This is a genomic window from Arthrobacter sp. TJ-217 (assembly GCF_058269255.1).
Genome location: NZ_JBZCNJ010000005.1, coordinates 197292 through 210861, shown reverse-complemented (window position 1 = coordinate 210861; position 13570 = coordinate 197292). Strand labels below are relative to the sequence as shown.

Genomic DNA, 13570 nt, shown 5'->3' with positions numbered 1-13570 from the left:
ACGCCCGGGGCCTTCAGGGGAGCTTCGACCTCCGGGGCTCACCCATCCGGTGCAGGGAGGTGCTCTTGCCCACCCGGCGCGGCCCGGGGCGTCGGAGCCGCCCGCCGGCGAGCGCGCGAAGGCCGGTCACAACGGCGCAGGAAGCGGTGAGACCCTCCGCCGTCGTGCTGATAACGGTGGCCCCGAAAGTGGTGGAACCGCGCCGCATCCCGGCACGCTGCCGAAGCTCCCCGTGGAAGTACCGGCTTCAGAGCCGGGCGAGAAGGAACCCGCAACGCCGCAACCGGCCGTGCCTGAGCCAGCCGTATCTGACCCGGCCGCGCCTGAGCGGGCTCCAGCGGAGCCCGTCACCGGCGAACCGGCCGACCCCGACCCAGCTACGCGGGGATTAGCCGTATCTGGGCTGGCTCCTGCTGAACAGGAAGCGCCGGACAAGACAGTGCCGGAGGCAGCCCGGGAACAGGCAGAATCGGCACCGGCTGCGCCCGGACCCGCGGTGTCCGCTCCAGTGGAGCCGGGCCCAGCAGACCCGGACCCAGTCGGCGGCGAATCGGCCGCCGCCGGCTGAGCTAGGACGTAATCTGGCGCTTGGAGGAGATGATGCCGGTGTTGAAGCCGGCAAGGTTCAGTCCGCCGTGGAACCGGGCGTGCTCGATCTTGATGCACCGGTCCATCACCACGTCCATCCCCGACTCTTCGGCATCGCGGGCAACGTCCTCGTGCCAGGACCCGAGCTGCAGCCACAGGGCCTTCGCGCCCACCGCCTGCGCCTCGGCAAGGACCGAGGGGAGGTCGTCGTGCTTGCGGAAGACGTCGACGACGTCGGGGACCTCCGGCAGGTCCGCCAGCGAGGCATAGGCCGGCTGGCCGAGGATCTGCCTGGCCACGGGGTTGACGAAGTAGAGCCGGTAGGGCGACGACGACTGCAGGTAGGTTGCGACAAAGTACGACGCCCGCGACGGCTTGTCCGATGCGCCGACGATGGCCACCGACTTCGCCCGCCGCAGCAGTGCCAGCCGCTCCGGTGCCGAGGGTCCGTCCCAGGTCCGCGTTGGCGCGCTCATGCCCCGACTCCTACGGCGCAGGTCCGGCCGTCCTCGGAGGGCGGTGCGCCCACGTCCCGGGCGGCATCGGGTGCGTTGGACGCATCAGCATCCGACGCATTCGAACCCGACGCACCCGAATTCGACACTGCGGCCTCGAGCGCCTGGTCAAGATCCCAGAGGATGTCCTCAAGATCCTCAAGCCCCACCGAGATGCGGATCAGGTCCTCGGGGATGCCCGCCGCCAGGAGCTGCTCCGGCGAGAGCTGCTGGTGGGTTGTCGATCCGGGGTGGATGACAAGGGTTCGGGCATCACCGACGTTGGCAAGGTGCGAGGCGAGCTGCAGCGACTCGATGAAGGTCTTTCCCGCTTCACGCCCGCCCCTGACCCCGAAGCTGAATACCGAGCCCGGTCCCTGCGGCAGGTATTTCAGTGCCCGGCCGTGGTGGGGGTGTGTGGTGAGTCCCGCGTAGTTGACGTACTCGACGCGCGGATCCGCCTGCAGCCACTCGGCAACGGCTGCGGCGTTTCGAACGTGCTCGTCGACGCGCTGCGCCAGCGTCTCGACTCCCTGGAGCAGCTGGAACGCCGAGGTGGGGGACAGCGAGGGGCCGATGTCACGCAACTGTTCCGTGCGCAGTTTGGTGAGGAAGCCGTACTCCCCGAAGTTGGCCCACCATTGGATGTTCCCGTACGACGCGACCGGCTCGGTCATCGTGGGGAACTTCCCGTTTCCCCAGTTGAACCTGCCGCTTTCGACGACGACGCCGCCGAGCGTGGTTCCATGGCCGCCGATGAACTTGGTGGCGGAATGGATAACGATGTCGGCGCCGTGCTCGAGGGGGCGGATCAGGTACGGGGTGCTCAGGGTGGAGTCGACGATCAGCGGCACCCCGGCGTCGTGCGCCACGCGGGCAAGGCCCTCGAGGTCGGCGATCTCGCCCGACGGGTTGGCGATCACCTCCGCATAGACGGCCTTCGTGTTCTCTTGGATTGCGGCAGCATAGTCCGCCGGATCGGTTCCCGGCACAAAGGTGGTCTCGATCCCGAACCGGCGCAGCGTTACATCGAGCTGCGTCACCGTCCCCCCGTACAGCTGGGAGGCGGCAACGATGTGGTCGCCGGCCTGGCAGAGGGCGGCGAAGGTGATGAATTCGGCGCTCATCCCCGAAGCCGTGGCGACGGCGCCGATCCCGCCCTCAAGGGAGGCGATGCGCTCCTCGAAGGCGGCAACAGTGGGGTTGCCGATCCGGGAGTAGATGTTTCCGTACTTCTGGAGCGCGAAGAGGTTGGCGGCGTCGTTCGTGTCCTTGAAGACGAACGACGTCGTCTGGTAGATCGGCACGGCGCGGGCGCCGTGGGTGGCATCGGGAGTGCCTCCCGCGTGAAGCGCGCGGGTGCGGAAGCCGAAGGTTTTCTCAGTCATCAGACGCCTGCCTTGGTGGGGAGAGGTTCGAGGTGGAAGTCGACGCCTGCCTTGGCGGCGAGGTCGGCTTCGAGGGAGCGGACAATCGGCAGGACGTCCCTGCCGAACGCTTCAACCTCCTCCTGGAAATGCAGGTAGCAGGTGAGCAGCAGGTTCACCCCGATCTTCTTGTACTCGACGATTCGTTCGGCGATCTGCTCGGGCGTGCCGATGAGCTGGGTCCGGAAGCCGTCGTTGTACTGGATGAGGTCCTCGAAGGAGGAATCCGCCCACATCCCCTTCTTGTCGGCCGTTGCGGCCCCTGCTTCCTGCACTGCGTTGCGGAAGCCTTCAACGGCCGGCCGGTGGGCCTTGGCGACGATCTCCCGCAGCGTCTCGCGTGCTTCCTTCTCGGAGTCGCGTGCAATGACGAACCCGTTCAGGCCGAACCGGGGCGACCTCCCGACGGCCGTTGCGGAGGCCTTCACCCCGGCGATGTTCTCCTTGAACCCTTCGAGGTCCTTGCCGTTGGAAAAGTACCAGTCGGCAACCCGCCCCGCCGTCGCCTGGGCCGCCGTGGAATTGCCGCCGAAGAAGATTTCGGGGTGGGGGCGGCCCGGAACATCAACGGGCGGCGGGCTGAGCGTGAAATCCGAGATGGAGTAGTACTTGCCCGTCTGCGTGTAGCTTTCCCGGGTCCACAGGCCGCGCAGCACGCGGATGAACTCTTCGGTGCGCACATACCGTTCGTCGTGTTCGAGCCAGTCGAGGCCGAAGTTGGTGAATTCGCTCTTCAGCCAGCCCGAGACGATGTTGACGGCCGCGCGCCCGTTGGAGATGTGGTCGGCGGTGATGATGAACTTCGCCAGCACGCCCGGATGCCACATGCCCGGGTGGACGGCGGCGATGACCTTGAGCCTCTCGGTTGCGGCGAGCAGGGCGAGGGAGAACGACGTCGCCTCGTGCTGCTTGTCGGCGCCGTACGACGCCGCGTAGCGGGTCTGCGACAACGCGTATTCGAATCCTGCGTCCTCGGCGATCCGCGCAAGTTTCTTGTTGTACTCGAAGTCCCAGCTGGTGCGCTGCTCGATTGTGGAAACCACGAGCCCCCCGCTCACATTAGGGACCCAGTAGGCAAACTTCAGGGGCTGCGAATAATCGACTGTGCTCACAAATCCTCCATCGGTTCTGGCGGTAGCACCCTACTGTCAGCGCGTTCTGCGCTGGCCAGGGTTGCTGCGGCGTCATAAAGCCAGATCTCTCGGCCGCTCGGGATGGTCATTACCGAGTGTGACAGCACGGGTGCCCGGCACCAAGAAATGTGTCGCCCCGGGTCGGCGAAGATTTGGAGGGGCAGGCACGCGCCGGGTGGACTTGCGGGGCATTTCGAGTATGGTTTGCGTCACGTGGCGTCATCGGCGAGGTTGGCCGCCTGGCTCATGCCCCGCGGCGGTGGCCACCGTCACTTGTTGAGCGAACAAAGGAGCTGGCAGTGGATCTGCGATCACTGGGGCTCGTGGTGCATGGAGGGAAGCAGCGGGCCATTGACGCGGCGGAGGCCCTCAAGAGCTGGGCCGCTGAGAACGGCGTGTCCGTCACGGAGGTGGATGTCTGGTCGGCTGACGACGAGGGCCACCTGACTCATCACCACGTGCCGCTCGGCCCGTTCGACCTCGTTGTGACGATCGGCGGTGACGGCACCTTCCTGCGCGGGGCGGCTGTGGCGATGTCCTGCCAGTGCCCTGTCCTCGGGGTGAATGTGGGGCGGCTTGGGTTCCTTGCCGAGGTGGAGCCGGAGAACCTTGTCGAAGCCCTCAGGGCCGTGATCGCGGACGAGACAATCGAGGAACAGCGCCTCACCCTCACCATCCGCTCGAGCAGGCCCCTTGAGATCCCCAGTGAGCTCGGGGCGCTCATCCACAATCCAAAGGGACCCGTTGCTGAATCGCCGCTGGTCCGGGACGACGCGGTGGAGGTCCTGGGCTGGGGCGTCTGCATGGACATCACCGCAATCAACGACGTTGTCTTCGAGAAGCTCAGCCGGGACCGCCAGGCGAGCGTCGCGGTCTATATTGGGGCCCGCCGGTTCGTTTCCTATTCGGCGGATGCCCTGATCATTTCCACGCCCACGGGCTCAACGGCCTACTCGTTCGCTGCGGGAGGACCCATCGTCTCGCCCCGCGCCAACGCCCTGGTTTTCACGCCCGTCGCGGCTCACATGGTCTTCGACCGCAGCCTCGTCGTTGCCGCCGACGAGCTGGTGTCGGTGCGCGTGCTCGAGCGCAGCGGGCAGGTATCGATGTCCGTCGACGGCCGGATTGTCGGGGTGCTGAACCCGGGGGACTGGGTGGGCGTTTACGCACGTCCTTCGGCGCTGCGCATGCTGCGCCTGCATGAGCCTGATTTTTTCGGCAGGGTGAGGGATCGGTTCGGGCTGGTCGACGCCGCGGCCGCAGCCGCCGACGGGGATTCGCCGGTCGACTATTTCCCCAGCACGCCCAAGCCCGATGACATGAAGCACGTCCACATTCCGACCCAGCCCCTCGAGTCCTGGATGGGCTCCAAGACGGAGTAGGCGAAGCTTCAGGACCGCCGCGCGAGCACCTCGGAGATGCCCGGGAGGCATCCCTCGTTCTGCAGTGAGGTGGTGTCCCCAAGGGGCGATCCCTCGTACAGCTCGGTCAGGAGGCGGCGCATGATCTTCCCGGACCGGGTCTTGGGCACGTCCTGGACCACGATGACGGCACCCGGCTTGGCGATGGGGCCGATCTCCGCGGCAACGTGCCGGCGCAGGGTGGTTTCGACGTCGCCCGTTCCGCCCGCACCGGGTGCCAGCACGACGAATGCGGCGATGGCGTGGCCGGTGAGCGGGTCGGCCACGGGGCACACGCCGGCCTCGCTGACCAGCGGGTGCGCGACCAGGGCCGATTCGATTTCGATCGTGGAGAGCCGGTGCCCCGAGACGTTGATGACGTCGTCAACCCGCCCCAGGATCCAGATGTCGCCGTCGTCGTCGTAGCGGGCGCCGTCCCCGGCGAGGAACCAGCCCTGCCGGGCGAACTTGCGCCAGTAGGAGTCGAGGTAGCGGCGCGGGTTCCCCCAGACGGTGCGGGCCATGGCCGGCCCGTGGCGGTCGACCACCAGCAGGCCGGAAACGCCGGGAGGCACCGTGTTTCCCTCGTCGTCGACGATGCGGGCGCCCACTCCGGGCAGGGCCCGGGCGGCGCACCCGGGCTTGAAGTCGGCGTCCGCCGGGCTGGGGGAGAGCACGGTGGCGCCGGTCTCGGACTGCCACCACGTGTCGACGACGGGAACCTCGCCGCGGCCGAACTGGTCCCGGAGCCACCGCCACGCCGCCGGGTTGACGGCCTCGCCGACCGTCCCGAGGACGCGGATGCTCGAGAGGTCGTAGGAGTCCGGGACGCCGTCGGGGAACCAGTGCATCAGCGAGCGCACGAGCGTGGGCGCCGTGTAGTAGCTGGTGACCCCGTAGCGTTCGATGATTTCGAAATGCCGGCCCGGGTGCGGGGTGTCGGGAGTTCCTTCGAAGATGACCTGCGTGGCGCCGTTGGACAGCGGCCCGTACAGCTCGTAGGTGTGGGCGGTCACCCAGGCGAGGTCCGCGGTGCACCAGTGGACGTCGCCGGCCCGCTCCGCGGGGTCGGGCGAGCTGAAGAGGTGCTCGAAGCTCCAGGACGCCTGGGTGAGGTAGCCCCCTGAGGTGTGGAGGAGCCCCTTGGGACGCCCCGTGGTGCCTGAGGTGTACATGATGAACAGCGGCGTTTCGGCGTCGAATGCCTCGGGGGAGTGAAAGGGGGATGCGTTCCCGACGGCGTCGGCCCAGTCAACGTCGCGTCCCTCGGTCCACGCGATGTCCGAGCCGGTGCGCCGGACAACAAGGACGTGCTCGAGGTCGGTTACCCCGGCCACCGCGGCGTCGGCGATGTCCTTTACCGGCACGGCGGTTCCGCGGCGGAACTGCCCGTCGCTTGTGACGAGCAGTTTCGCCCCGGTGTCCTGCACCCGGAACCTCAGGGCCTCGGCGGAGAACCCGCCGAAGACGAGGGAATGGACGGCGCCGATCCGCGCACACGCGAGGGTGACGACGACCGTCTCGACGAGCACGGGAAGGTAGATCACCACGCGGTCGCCCTTGCGGATGCCCAGGGCCAGCAGGGCGTTGGCTGCCCGGCTTACCTCATCGAGCAGTTCGGCGTAGGAGACGCTCCGGCGGTCACCGGGTTCGCCCTCGAAGTGGAGCGCGGTTTTCGCACCGTTGCCGGCGGCCACGTGCCGGTCAACGCAGTTCGCGGCGACGTTCAGGCGGCCGCCGGCGAACCATTCGATCCTCGGGACCGACAGCTCCCCGTCCAGGCCCGGCCGCGCCCGATCGAAGGTGTGCGCGGTGTGCCAGTCCCCGGTCCAGTGGAGGCGCCGGGCCTGATCTTCCCAGAAGCGGATGCGCTCGCGCTCCGACGTCCCCGGGTCCGTATGGGGCTTCGCTGCGTTCAGGCCCACCGCCGCACCGCCCAGCGCTGGGCGAGGCCGAGGAGGGCGTCGGTCGTCTTGCCGAGGACGGCGAGCAGGATGATCGCCAGGAAGATCCTGTCCACCCTCCCGTTGTTCTGGGAATCGCTCAGCAGCCAGCCCAGGCCCATCGAGGCGGCGATGAGTTCGGCGGCAACCAGGAACAGCCACGACTGCGCAAGAGCCAGGCGGAGCCCGGAAAACACCGCCGGGACGATGGCGGGCAGCTGGACGGTTGTCAGCAGCTTCATGCCGTTGAGCCCGAACGCGCGCCCTGCCTCGACGAGGTTCCGGTCGACGTGGCGCAGGGCCAGCGAGACGGTGGTGAAGACGGGGAAGAACGCGCCGATCAGGATCAGCGTGACCTTCGAGTCCTCGTTGATGCCGATCCACAGGATCAGCAGGGGAACCCATGCCAAGGAGGGCACGGCGCGCAGCGCGCCGATCGTCGGGCCGAGAAGGGAATCGGCGAACCGCGACAGCCCAAGCACCGCACCGGCGAGAAGGCCCAGGGCCGCGCCAAGGCCGAAGCCGATCAGCACGCGCTGGGTGCTGATGGCGATGTGCAGGGACAATTCACCGCGGCCCAGCAGCTCCCCGGCGGCGCGCACGACGGCACCCGGCGGCGGCAGCTGTACGGCACTGAAAACACCGGTGACCGAGTTGAGCTGCCACGCCCCAAGCAGCAGGGCCGGAACGATCAGCCCGAGCAGGAGCCCGCGCAGCCGCACCCCGGCCCCGGGGGAAGCCTTCGTGCGAGGACCGGTCGGAGCGCCCGGCGTCGTCCCCGCCGTCGCGGGAACCGGAGCCGCAGGCAGCACCGGGAGCTCAGCCGGCGGTAATTCGTTGCCCGGGGCGGTCATCAGGAGGCTCCGACAGCGGCAGGGTCGGCCTTCTTGACGAGGGAATCGTCGAAGAGGGTATCGAGCGCTTCGTCCACCTGTTCCTGGCTTGAGACGTCACCGGATTCGACGAAGACCGGGCCGATCTTCTCAAGGACGTTCCGCTGCGCCTCACCGGGTGCCGGGTCAACGTCGAGATTGGTGCGCTCAAGGATCACCGAGTTGGCGAGTTCAACGTCGATGCCCGCGACCTCGGCGAGGATTGCGGCTGTCTCCTCGGGATTCTCCTTGGCCCACGCCCGGGCCTTTTCGTAGGCGTTGACGACGGTCTGGGCGACGTCGGGCTTTTCCGCGAGGAATTCCTCGTTCGCGTTGAGGAACCCGTACGTGTTGAAGTCGATGTTGCGGAAGAACAGCTTGGAGCCGTCCTGTTCGGCTGCGGCCATGATGGGGTCGAGTCCGGACCACGCGTCAACCGCACCGCTGGCCAGGGCTGCACGGCCGTCGGCGTGCTGGAGGTTCTGCACCGTGACCTCGGAGGGGTCGACGCCGGCCGACTCGAGCGCCTGGAGGAGGAAGAAGTACGGGTCGGTGCCCTTCGTGGCGGCCACGGCCTTTCCGCGGAGGTCCTCGACCTCGGTGATGTCCGAGCCCGGTGCGGCGACGAGGGCCGACCACTCCGGCTGCGAGTAGATGTCGATCGTTTTGATCGGTGAGCCGTTGGAGCGGGCGAGCAGGGCGGCCGATCCCGCTGTTGAGCCGACGTCGATGGCGCCCGCGCGCAGGGCCTCGTTGGCTTTGTTAGATCCCGCCGACTGCACCCAGTTCACTGAGACGTCCTGGTCCTTGAGTTCTTCCTCAAGCCAGCCCTGGTCCTTGATGACGAGGCTCAGGGGGTTGTAGGTGGCGAAGTCGATGTTGAGGGTTCCGCCTTCGGTGGCGGCGTTGGCAGCGGCGCCCTCCGTTGTGGCGTTCTCCCCGGCAATGCATCCGGTGAGTCCGAGGGACAGGGCGGCGGTGACGGCGGCGGTGGTGAGGAGCGAGCGGCGGGTCATGGGTTTCCTTTGGTGGGGTGACGCGGAGGTGGGTGATGCGGGGAGGCGGAGTGAGTGCGGTGTGCGCGGAGAGGGAAGGGGGTGCGCCGAAAGCAGGCCGGTTGGGGCCGGCGCAGGGATGGTGGTCACGAAACGGCTGCGATCCAGGGGATCAGCGGGGCCGGGCGTGCCGGGTGGAGGCACCGGCAGCAGCCGGCAGGAACGTGCTGGACGCGGGTCAGTGCCCGGGAACGCCCAGCATGCCTAGGAGGGAACTGCGCAGCGACCGCAGCGCAGGCGCATTGCGGTCCCGGGGCCGGGCTCCGGGCACCGACACCAGCTCGGCGATGGTGGAGCCGGGCCCGTCACCGTTGGTGCCGAGCACTAGGATGCGGTCGGCGAGCTGAAGGGCTTCGTCGACGTCGTGCGTCACCAGCAGCACTGTGGTTGGCTGTGCCGCGTGGATCTCGAGGAGCAGGTCCTGCATCTTGATGCGGGTGAGGGCATCGAGCGCGCCGAAGGGTTCGTCGAGGAGCAGGACGCCGGGGTTGCGGGCAAGCGCACGTGCCAGCGAGGTGCGCTGTGCCATGCCGCCGGATACTTCGCGGGGACGGTGCTTGGCGAAACGGTCGAGCCCCACCAGTTTCAGCAGCTCGGCGACCTTGGCCTTGCCGGCGCTGGCGCTCGACGACTTGGGCAGCCCGATCGCCACATTGGCCTGGAGTGTGTGCCACGGCAGCAGCCGGGGCTCCTGGAACGCGACGGCACAGCGCTCGTCGATTCCGCGGACCGGCGAGTCGCCGATGACGACGCTTCCCGTGTCCGGGGCATCAAGGCCCGCCGCCGCACGCAGCAGGGTGGATTTTCCGCAGCCGCTGGTGCCCAGGATGGCGAGCACTTCACCGGCAGGGACATCGATGCTTACATCGCGCAGAACAACCTGTTTGTGGCCCGGGGCGCCGAAACTGCGCCCCAGGTGGGAAAAGCTGATGGGCAGGGCCTGCTTGCGGCGCGCCTCAGCGGTAGATGTTTGTGCCAAAAGAGCGGTCATGATTAACTCCATCGATCCTGGCAGTAGCACCCTACGAATCAAGCCTTCACCGGCGCTTGTGGCTGCCGGTTCCCGTGGCTTGGTCCTTGTTATTGCCCAATATCAGGGGGATACGGGCAACCAGGGTTGCTGCGGCGTCATCGATCCAGGTCTCTCGGCCGCTCGGGATGGTCAGAGACCACTAAACGCGCATCCCCCGGATGCGGCAAGTCTTATCCGTAACAATGCGACACCGGGAGGCGGGCGAAGCGGCCCTCCGGAGCGGTTTGCCGTGGCATAGGCTTGAAGAATCACAGTGAAAGGACTGTAATGGCGCACCGGAACGATCCCGAGGTCATCCGCCGACTCCTGACTTCCCCCGGCCGGTGGGCTGTCGTCGGACTCTCCAATAATCCGCGCCGGGCGGCGGTCGGGGTTTCCCGGTTCCTCATGGATCAGTTGGGCAAGGAGATTATCCCGGTCAGCCTCAAGGGCGACGACGTGCATGGGCAGCAGGGCTTCAAGACCCTTGCCGAGATTCCCGGACCGATCGACGTGGTTGACTGCTTCGTGAACTCAACAAAGGTTGGCGCCGTGGTTGACCAGGCGATCGCCGTCGGGGCGAAAGCCGTCTGGCTGCAGCTTGGGGTGATCGATGAGGAGGCCGTCCAGCGCGCGAAGGATGCTGGCCTCGACGTCGTCATGGACGCCTGCCCAGCCATCGAGGCGCCGGCGCTGCTGCGTGGCCGCCCGGCCTGAGCGCACCGGCGTTATCCGCCGCTTGTGCGGTGTTCCTCGACCCGGTCAAGCCATTCGTTGATCAGTGACCGGAACAGGTGCGGCTGTTCGATCTGGAGGTTGTGCCCCGCCCGGTCGAGGACGGCGAAACTGGCCCGGGGCAGGTACTGAAGCAGCGGAAAGGTGTCCGCGTACCCGGTGACCGAGTCCTGCCTTCCCGCCAGCACAAGACTCGGCTTGTCAAAGACGGTGCCGTTATCCGGGGAATCCGTGAGTTCGTACCGTGCCCTGATCCGGTCGAGCGCTGCCTCGTCTGCCCGATTCAGGCCTGAAACTATTTCGTCCTGCGTCCGTTGCCAGGTCTCCAGCGTCTGAACCACGGCAAAGTCGTCAAATTCGCCTATATCCCCAATCCGCTCGAGCAGCGCCGGCTCGGTTACCAGCACCCGGTGTTCCGGCAGCGTGCGCTCCTCGCGCCGTACCGCCGTGCCGATGGGGCAGATCATGGTCAGGCCCAGCACCTGGGCGCGCCGGTGGTGGATGACACCCCGGGCAAGGTATCCCCCGTACGATTCTCCGACCAGAAGGAAAGGACCGGCACCAATCTGGGTGTCGACAAATGCAATGACCGACTCGAGGACTTCATCGGAGCCGCCAAGACCACCGGCAGGCGCCGACGTGCCCATTCCCGGCAGGTCCGGGTACAGCCTGCGGTATCCGGATCTGCCGGCCAGCGCCTCTTCAAGGCAGCCGATCATCAACTCCCGGTCCGGGCCCAGCCCGTGAATTGCCAGGATTGGAAGCCCGTTCCCTCGGGCCTCGAAGGCGAGCGGCGGGACGCTCACTTGTCGCCGTCCCGCGGCTTCAGCGGATGTTCCCGCCAGTCTGGCGTTTCCGGCTGGCGGCCGTAACCCGGGCGGAAAAGCGGCTCGTCAGGCTCGTCCACGGGTCCCCGCGGCGGGGCGCCGTGACGGTGGGTGAGCCAGTAGCCCCAAGCCAAAAGGGCCGCCGCCGAGAGGACCAGCAGCATGCCGATCGCGACGTTGACCCCGGCGCTCGCCGGAGCCTGCTCTCCCGAGGCCGCTGCGGAGGCGAAGTCGGAGACGCCCTGCGGCACGAAGAGGGTGCTCACCAACAGGAGGGCTGCGCCTGAAATGTACTGCTTCACTCCGGTTTTCATGATCTTCCTCTGTGTTGCGCGCGTCCTGGCTCTCTAGCAAGCCTAGGTGATGCGGGGGAACGGGCAGGCAGTCTATTGGCAAGATCACGGCGTTCTTCGGTAACGGCAGGAATAAAGCGGACCCCGGGCCGGTTCTTCACTCCGAACGGCTGGGAACCGAACCCGAAGCCGTACTTCCTTAGGAGAACTCTTGACGACTACGACCATCCTCACCCTTGTGGGAAGCCTCCGCGGCGCCTCCTACAACCGCCAGCTGGCCGAAGCGGCTGCAGTGAACGCCCCCGGCGATGTGGAACTTGTGAATTACGACGAGCTCACCGGCATCCCGTTCTACAACGAGGACCTCGACACGCCCGGCAGCGTTCCGGCTGCTGCCGCGGCGCTGCGTGCGGCGGCCGAAGACGCCGATGCAATTCTGCTGGTGTCCCCCGAATACAACGGCACGATGCCCGCCGTGCTGAAGAACGCTATTGACTGGCTCTCCCGTCCGTATGGCCAGAGTGCACTGTCAGGCAAGCCTGCCGCCGTGATCGGATCCTCAATGAGCCCGTATGGCGCCGTGCGCGCCCACTCCGATGCGCGCCGCTCGCTCGGTGTTGCCGGAGCCACGGTCCTCAACGATGCCGAGCTCTCAATCGGCACGAGCATGACCCGTTTCGCCGAGGTGCACCCCAAGGATGACACCGAGGTCGCCGAGCAGCTCTCGGCGATCCTGAGTGCTCTCTCCAGCGCAGCACAGGAGCCTGCCGCCGCCTAGTGTGGCACCGCTGCGGCCGTACGCCGCAGAAGAGGAAGGGCCGGGAAATATCCCGGCCCTTCCTCCATTTAATCTCCGCGTTCAGCCTGTGCGCCGTCAGTGCGGCCCAGCTGCGAATCAAATCGATTTCCCCCGTCGTCGCTCGCTGGGTACTCACCGCTCCATATAGCCCGCGGGTACCTGGCCTCGAGGGCCAGGGAGCTCGGATGGCTGTCCAGCCACTGCGGCCCAAGGATTTCACCGATCACGAGCAGATCCGCCACATTCTCGACTGAGTTAACGGACCCGAAGCCGTTATTTAGTGTCTCCACCCGTAGGCGCCGGCCGAATTGGTGGCGACCTTGCTCAACGATGACGGCCAGTATCTCGTCGTTGAGGCCATACACGTCTCGAAGTTGCCACTCGCCCCGCGGAATGATGCTCACCCGATCGAAGGCTTCGTTAAAGGCTGTGATCCATTCATCCATTGAAAAGCCCATATGCCGGCTATCGCTCCCCAGGCATTGGTGCTGGTTCCGCTCTTTGCGCCCGACCGGCGGTCCCGTCGTTGGAATCACCCGGGTTTCCGCTCGTCGCGTTCTTCATCGAAGCTGTCGGCCCCGGAACAACCGGCATGGGCATGGGAGTGGTGTTCATCATTTCCTCGCTTTCAGGCACTCCGCGATGCGGTTCGCGTCCGCTCCGCTGGCTTCAGGTACCAGTGCAAGACCTAAATGCGAGGACGACATATCGGCTGACTGCCAGCTGCCCGCGACCGTGGGATCTGCAACGCAAGACTCCACGTCGCCGTCCCATACCCCGGACACGTCCACCTGCCAAAAAGCCTGCCCCTCCCCGGCGCCGTCCGTTCCTGGCGGTTCACTTCCTTGCGGGCCGTTTCCGCAGCCAACAATGAGAAGAATTGCCGTGAACGAGCAACCAACCAAGAGCGGTTTCACGAGTCCCCCAACAGTGAAGGCCAGAAACGTCAGACTGGCGTAGTGGTGGTGCTAGTGCCACATCCAATCCACCGC

Annotated in this window: 13 protein-coding genes and 1 riboswitch; of the genes, 3 read left to right on the top strand and 10 right to left on the bottom strand. The window is 66.8% G+C overall.

Annotated elements, in window-relative coordinates; translation table 11 throughout:
* Nucleotides 1-569: 569 nt before the first annotated feature.
* From AC4D2R_RS11040 to sfnG, 3 genes are read right to left on the bottom strand one after another with little or no spacing between them, the layout of a single operon-like run.
* Nucleotides 570-1064: a CoA-binding protein gene (locus tag AC4D2R_RS11040; RefSeq protein WP_490940030.1), complete on the bottom strand. Its 495-nt coding sequence runs from the start codon at nucleotides 1062-1064 to the stop codon at nucleotides 570-572.
* Nucleotides 1061-2470 carry an O-acetylhomoserine aminocarboxypropyltransferase/cysteine synthase family protein gene (locus tag AC4D2R_RS11035; RefSeq protein WP_490940029.1) on the bottom strand — a complete coding sequence of 470 codons (1410 nt, stop codon included), beginning with the start codon at nucleotides 2468-2470 and terminating at the stop codon, nucleotides 1061-1063. Before AC4D2R_RS11035 ends, AC4D2R_RS11040 begins: the two co-directional genes overlap by 4 nt.
* Complete coding sequence (gene sfnG, locus AC4D2R_RS11030) at nucleotides 2470-3621, bottom strand: dimethylsulfone monooxygenase SfnG (protein WP_490940028.1); 1152 nt, start codon at nucleotides 3619-3621, stop codon at nucleotides 2470-2472. Before sfnG ends, AC4D2R_RS11035 begins: the two co-directional genes overlap by 1 nt.
* A gap of 4 nt (nucleotides 3622-3625) precedes the next feature.
* Nucleotides 3626-3730: riboswitch (SAM riboswitch) on the bottom strand.
* Between the two features lie 211 nt (nucleotides 3731-3941).
* Between sfnG and AC4D2R_RS11025 the strand changes: the two genes are divergently transcribed.
* Nucleotides 3942-5024, top strand: coding sequence for an NAD(+)/NADH kinase (locus tag AC4D2R_RS11025; RefSeq protein WP_490902701.1), 1083 nt, complete (start codon nucleotides 3942-3944; stop codon nucleotides 5022-5024).
* A gap of 8 nt (nucleotides 5025-5032) precedes the next feature.
* On the opposite strand, the gene acs is transcribed toward AC4D2R_RS11025, so the two are convergent.
* The 4 genes from acs to AC4D2R_RS11005 form a co-directional block, all read right to left on the bottom strand.
* A complete protein-coding gene (gene acs, locus AC4D2R_RS11020; RefSeq protein ID WP_490940027.1) occupies nucleotides 5033-6967 on the bottom strand; it encodes an acetate--CoA ligase in 1935 nt (644 codons plus the stop codon).
* Nucleotides 6958-7839 (bottom strand): ABC transporter permease, encoded by an 882-nt coding sequence (locus AC4D2R_RS11015; RefSeq protein ID WP_490940026.1) that lies wholly within the window; start codon nucleotides 7837-7839, stop codon nucleotides 6958-6960. Before AC4D2R_RS11015 ends, acs begins: the two co-directional genes overlap by 10 nt.
* Nucleotides 7839-8873, bottom strand: a complete 1035-nt coding sequence (locus AC4D2R_RS11010; protein ID WP_490940025.1) for an aliphatic sulfonate ABC transporter substrate-binding protein — start codon at nucleotides 8871-8873, stop codon at nucleotides 7839-7841. Before AC4D2R_RS11010 ends, AC4D2R_RS11015 begins: the two co-directional genes overlap by 1 nt.
* Before the next feature lie 217 nt (nucleotides 8874-9090).
* Entirely contained in the window at nucleotides 9091-9903 is an 813-nt protein-coding gene (locus AC4D2R_RS11005; protein ID WP_490940024.1) for an ABC transporter ATP-binding protein, read from the bottom strand.
* A gap of 309 nt (nucleotides 9904-10212) precedes the next feature.
* Between AC4D2R_RS11005 and AC4D2R_RS11000 the strand changes: the two genes are divergently transcribed.
* Nucleotides 10213-10641 carry a CoA-binding protein gene (locus AC4D2R_RS11000; protein WP_490940023.1) on the top strand — a complete coding sequence of 143 codons (429 nt, stop codon included), beginning with the start codon at nucleotides 10213-10215 and terminating at the stop codon, nucleotides 10639-10641.
* Between the two features lie 11 nt (nucleotides 10642-10652).
* On the opposite strand, the gene AC4D2R_RS10995 is transcribed toward AC4D2R_RS11000, so the two are convergent.
* Together AC4D2R_RS10995 and AC4D2R_RS10990 are read right to left on the bottom strand one after the other, a co-directional pair.
* Nucleotides 10653-11465, bottom strand: coding sequence for an alpha/beta fold hydrolase (locus AC4D2R_RS10995; protein ID WP_490940022.1), 813 nt, complete (start codon nucleotides 11463-11465; stop codon nucleotides 10653-10655).
* Nucleotides 11462-11800 carry a hypothetical protein gene (locus tag AC4D2R_RS10990; protein ID WP_490940021.1) on the bottom strand — a complete coding sequence of 113 codons (339 nt, stop codon included), beginning with the start codon at nucleotides 11798-11800 and terminating at the stop codon, nucleotides 11462-11464. The genes AC4D2R_RS10995 and AC4D2R_RS10990 overlap by 4 nt, the downstream gene beginning before the upstream one ends.
* Before the next feature lie 190 nt (nucleotides 11801-11990).
* Here AC4D2R_RS10990 and AC4D2R_RS10985 point away from each other — a divergent pair, with 190 nt between their 5' ends.
* Nucleotides 11991-12557, top strand: a complete 567-nt coding sequence (locus tag AC4D2R_RS10985) for an NAD(P)H-dependent oxidoreductase (protein ID WP_490940020.1) — start codon at nucleotides 11991-11993, stop codon at nucleotides 12555-12557.
* 68 nt (nucleotides 12558-12625) lie between these two features.
* Here AC4D2R_RS10985 and AC4D2R_RS10980 read toward each other — a convergent pair whose 3' ends face one another.
* On the bottom strand, nucleotides 12626-13024 hold the full coding sequence (locus AC4D2R_RS10980) for a hypothetical protein (RefSeq protein ID WP_490940019.1): 399 nt from the start codon (nucleotides 13022-13024) through the stop codon (nucleotides 12626-12628).
* Nucleotides 13025-13570: the final 546 nt, after the last annotated feature.

Excerpts from the sequence above, each read along its gene's own strand:
- AC4D2R_RS11040 (WP_490940030.1), bottom strand. The coding sequence starts at position 1,064 with ATGAGCGCGCCAACGCGGACCTGGGACGGACCCTCGGCACCGGAGCGG.
- AC4D2R_RS11035 (WP_490940029.1), bottom strand. The coding sequence starts at position 2,470 with ATGACTGAGAAAACCTTCGGCTTCCGCACCCGCGCGCTTCACGCGGGA.
- AC4D2R_RS11015 (WP_490940026.1), bottom strand. The coding sequence starts at position 7,839 with ATGACCGCCCCGGGCAACGAATTACCGCCGGCTGAGCTCCCGGTGCTG.
- AC4D2R_RS11010 (WP_490940025.1), bottom strand. The coding sequence starts at position 8,873 with ATGACCCGCCGCTCGCTCCTCACCACCGCCGCCGTCACCGCCGCCCTG.
- AC4D2R_RS11005 (WP_490940024.1), bottom strand. The coding sequence starts at position 9,903 with ATGACCGCTCTTTTGGCACAAACATCTACCGCTGAGGCGCGCCGCAAG.
- AC4D2R_RS11000 (WP_490940023.1), top strand. The coding sequence starts at position 10,213 with ATGGCGCACCGGAACGATCCCGAGGTCATCCGCCGACTCCTGACTTCC.
- AC4D2R_RS10990 (WP_490940021.1), bottom strand. The coding sequence starts at position 11,800 with ATGAAAACCGGAGTGAAGCAGTACATTTCAGGCGCAGCCCTCCTGTTG.
- AC4D2R_RS10980 (WP_490940019.1), bottom strand. The coding sequence starts at position 13,024 with ATGGATGAATGGATCACAGCCTTTAACGAAGCCTTCGATCGGGTGAGC.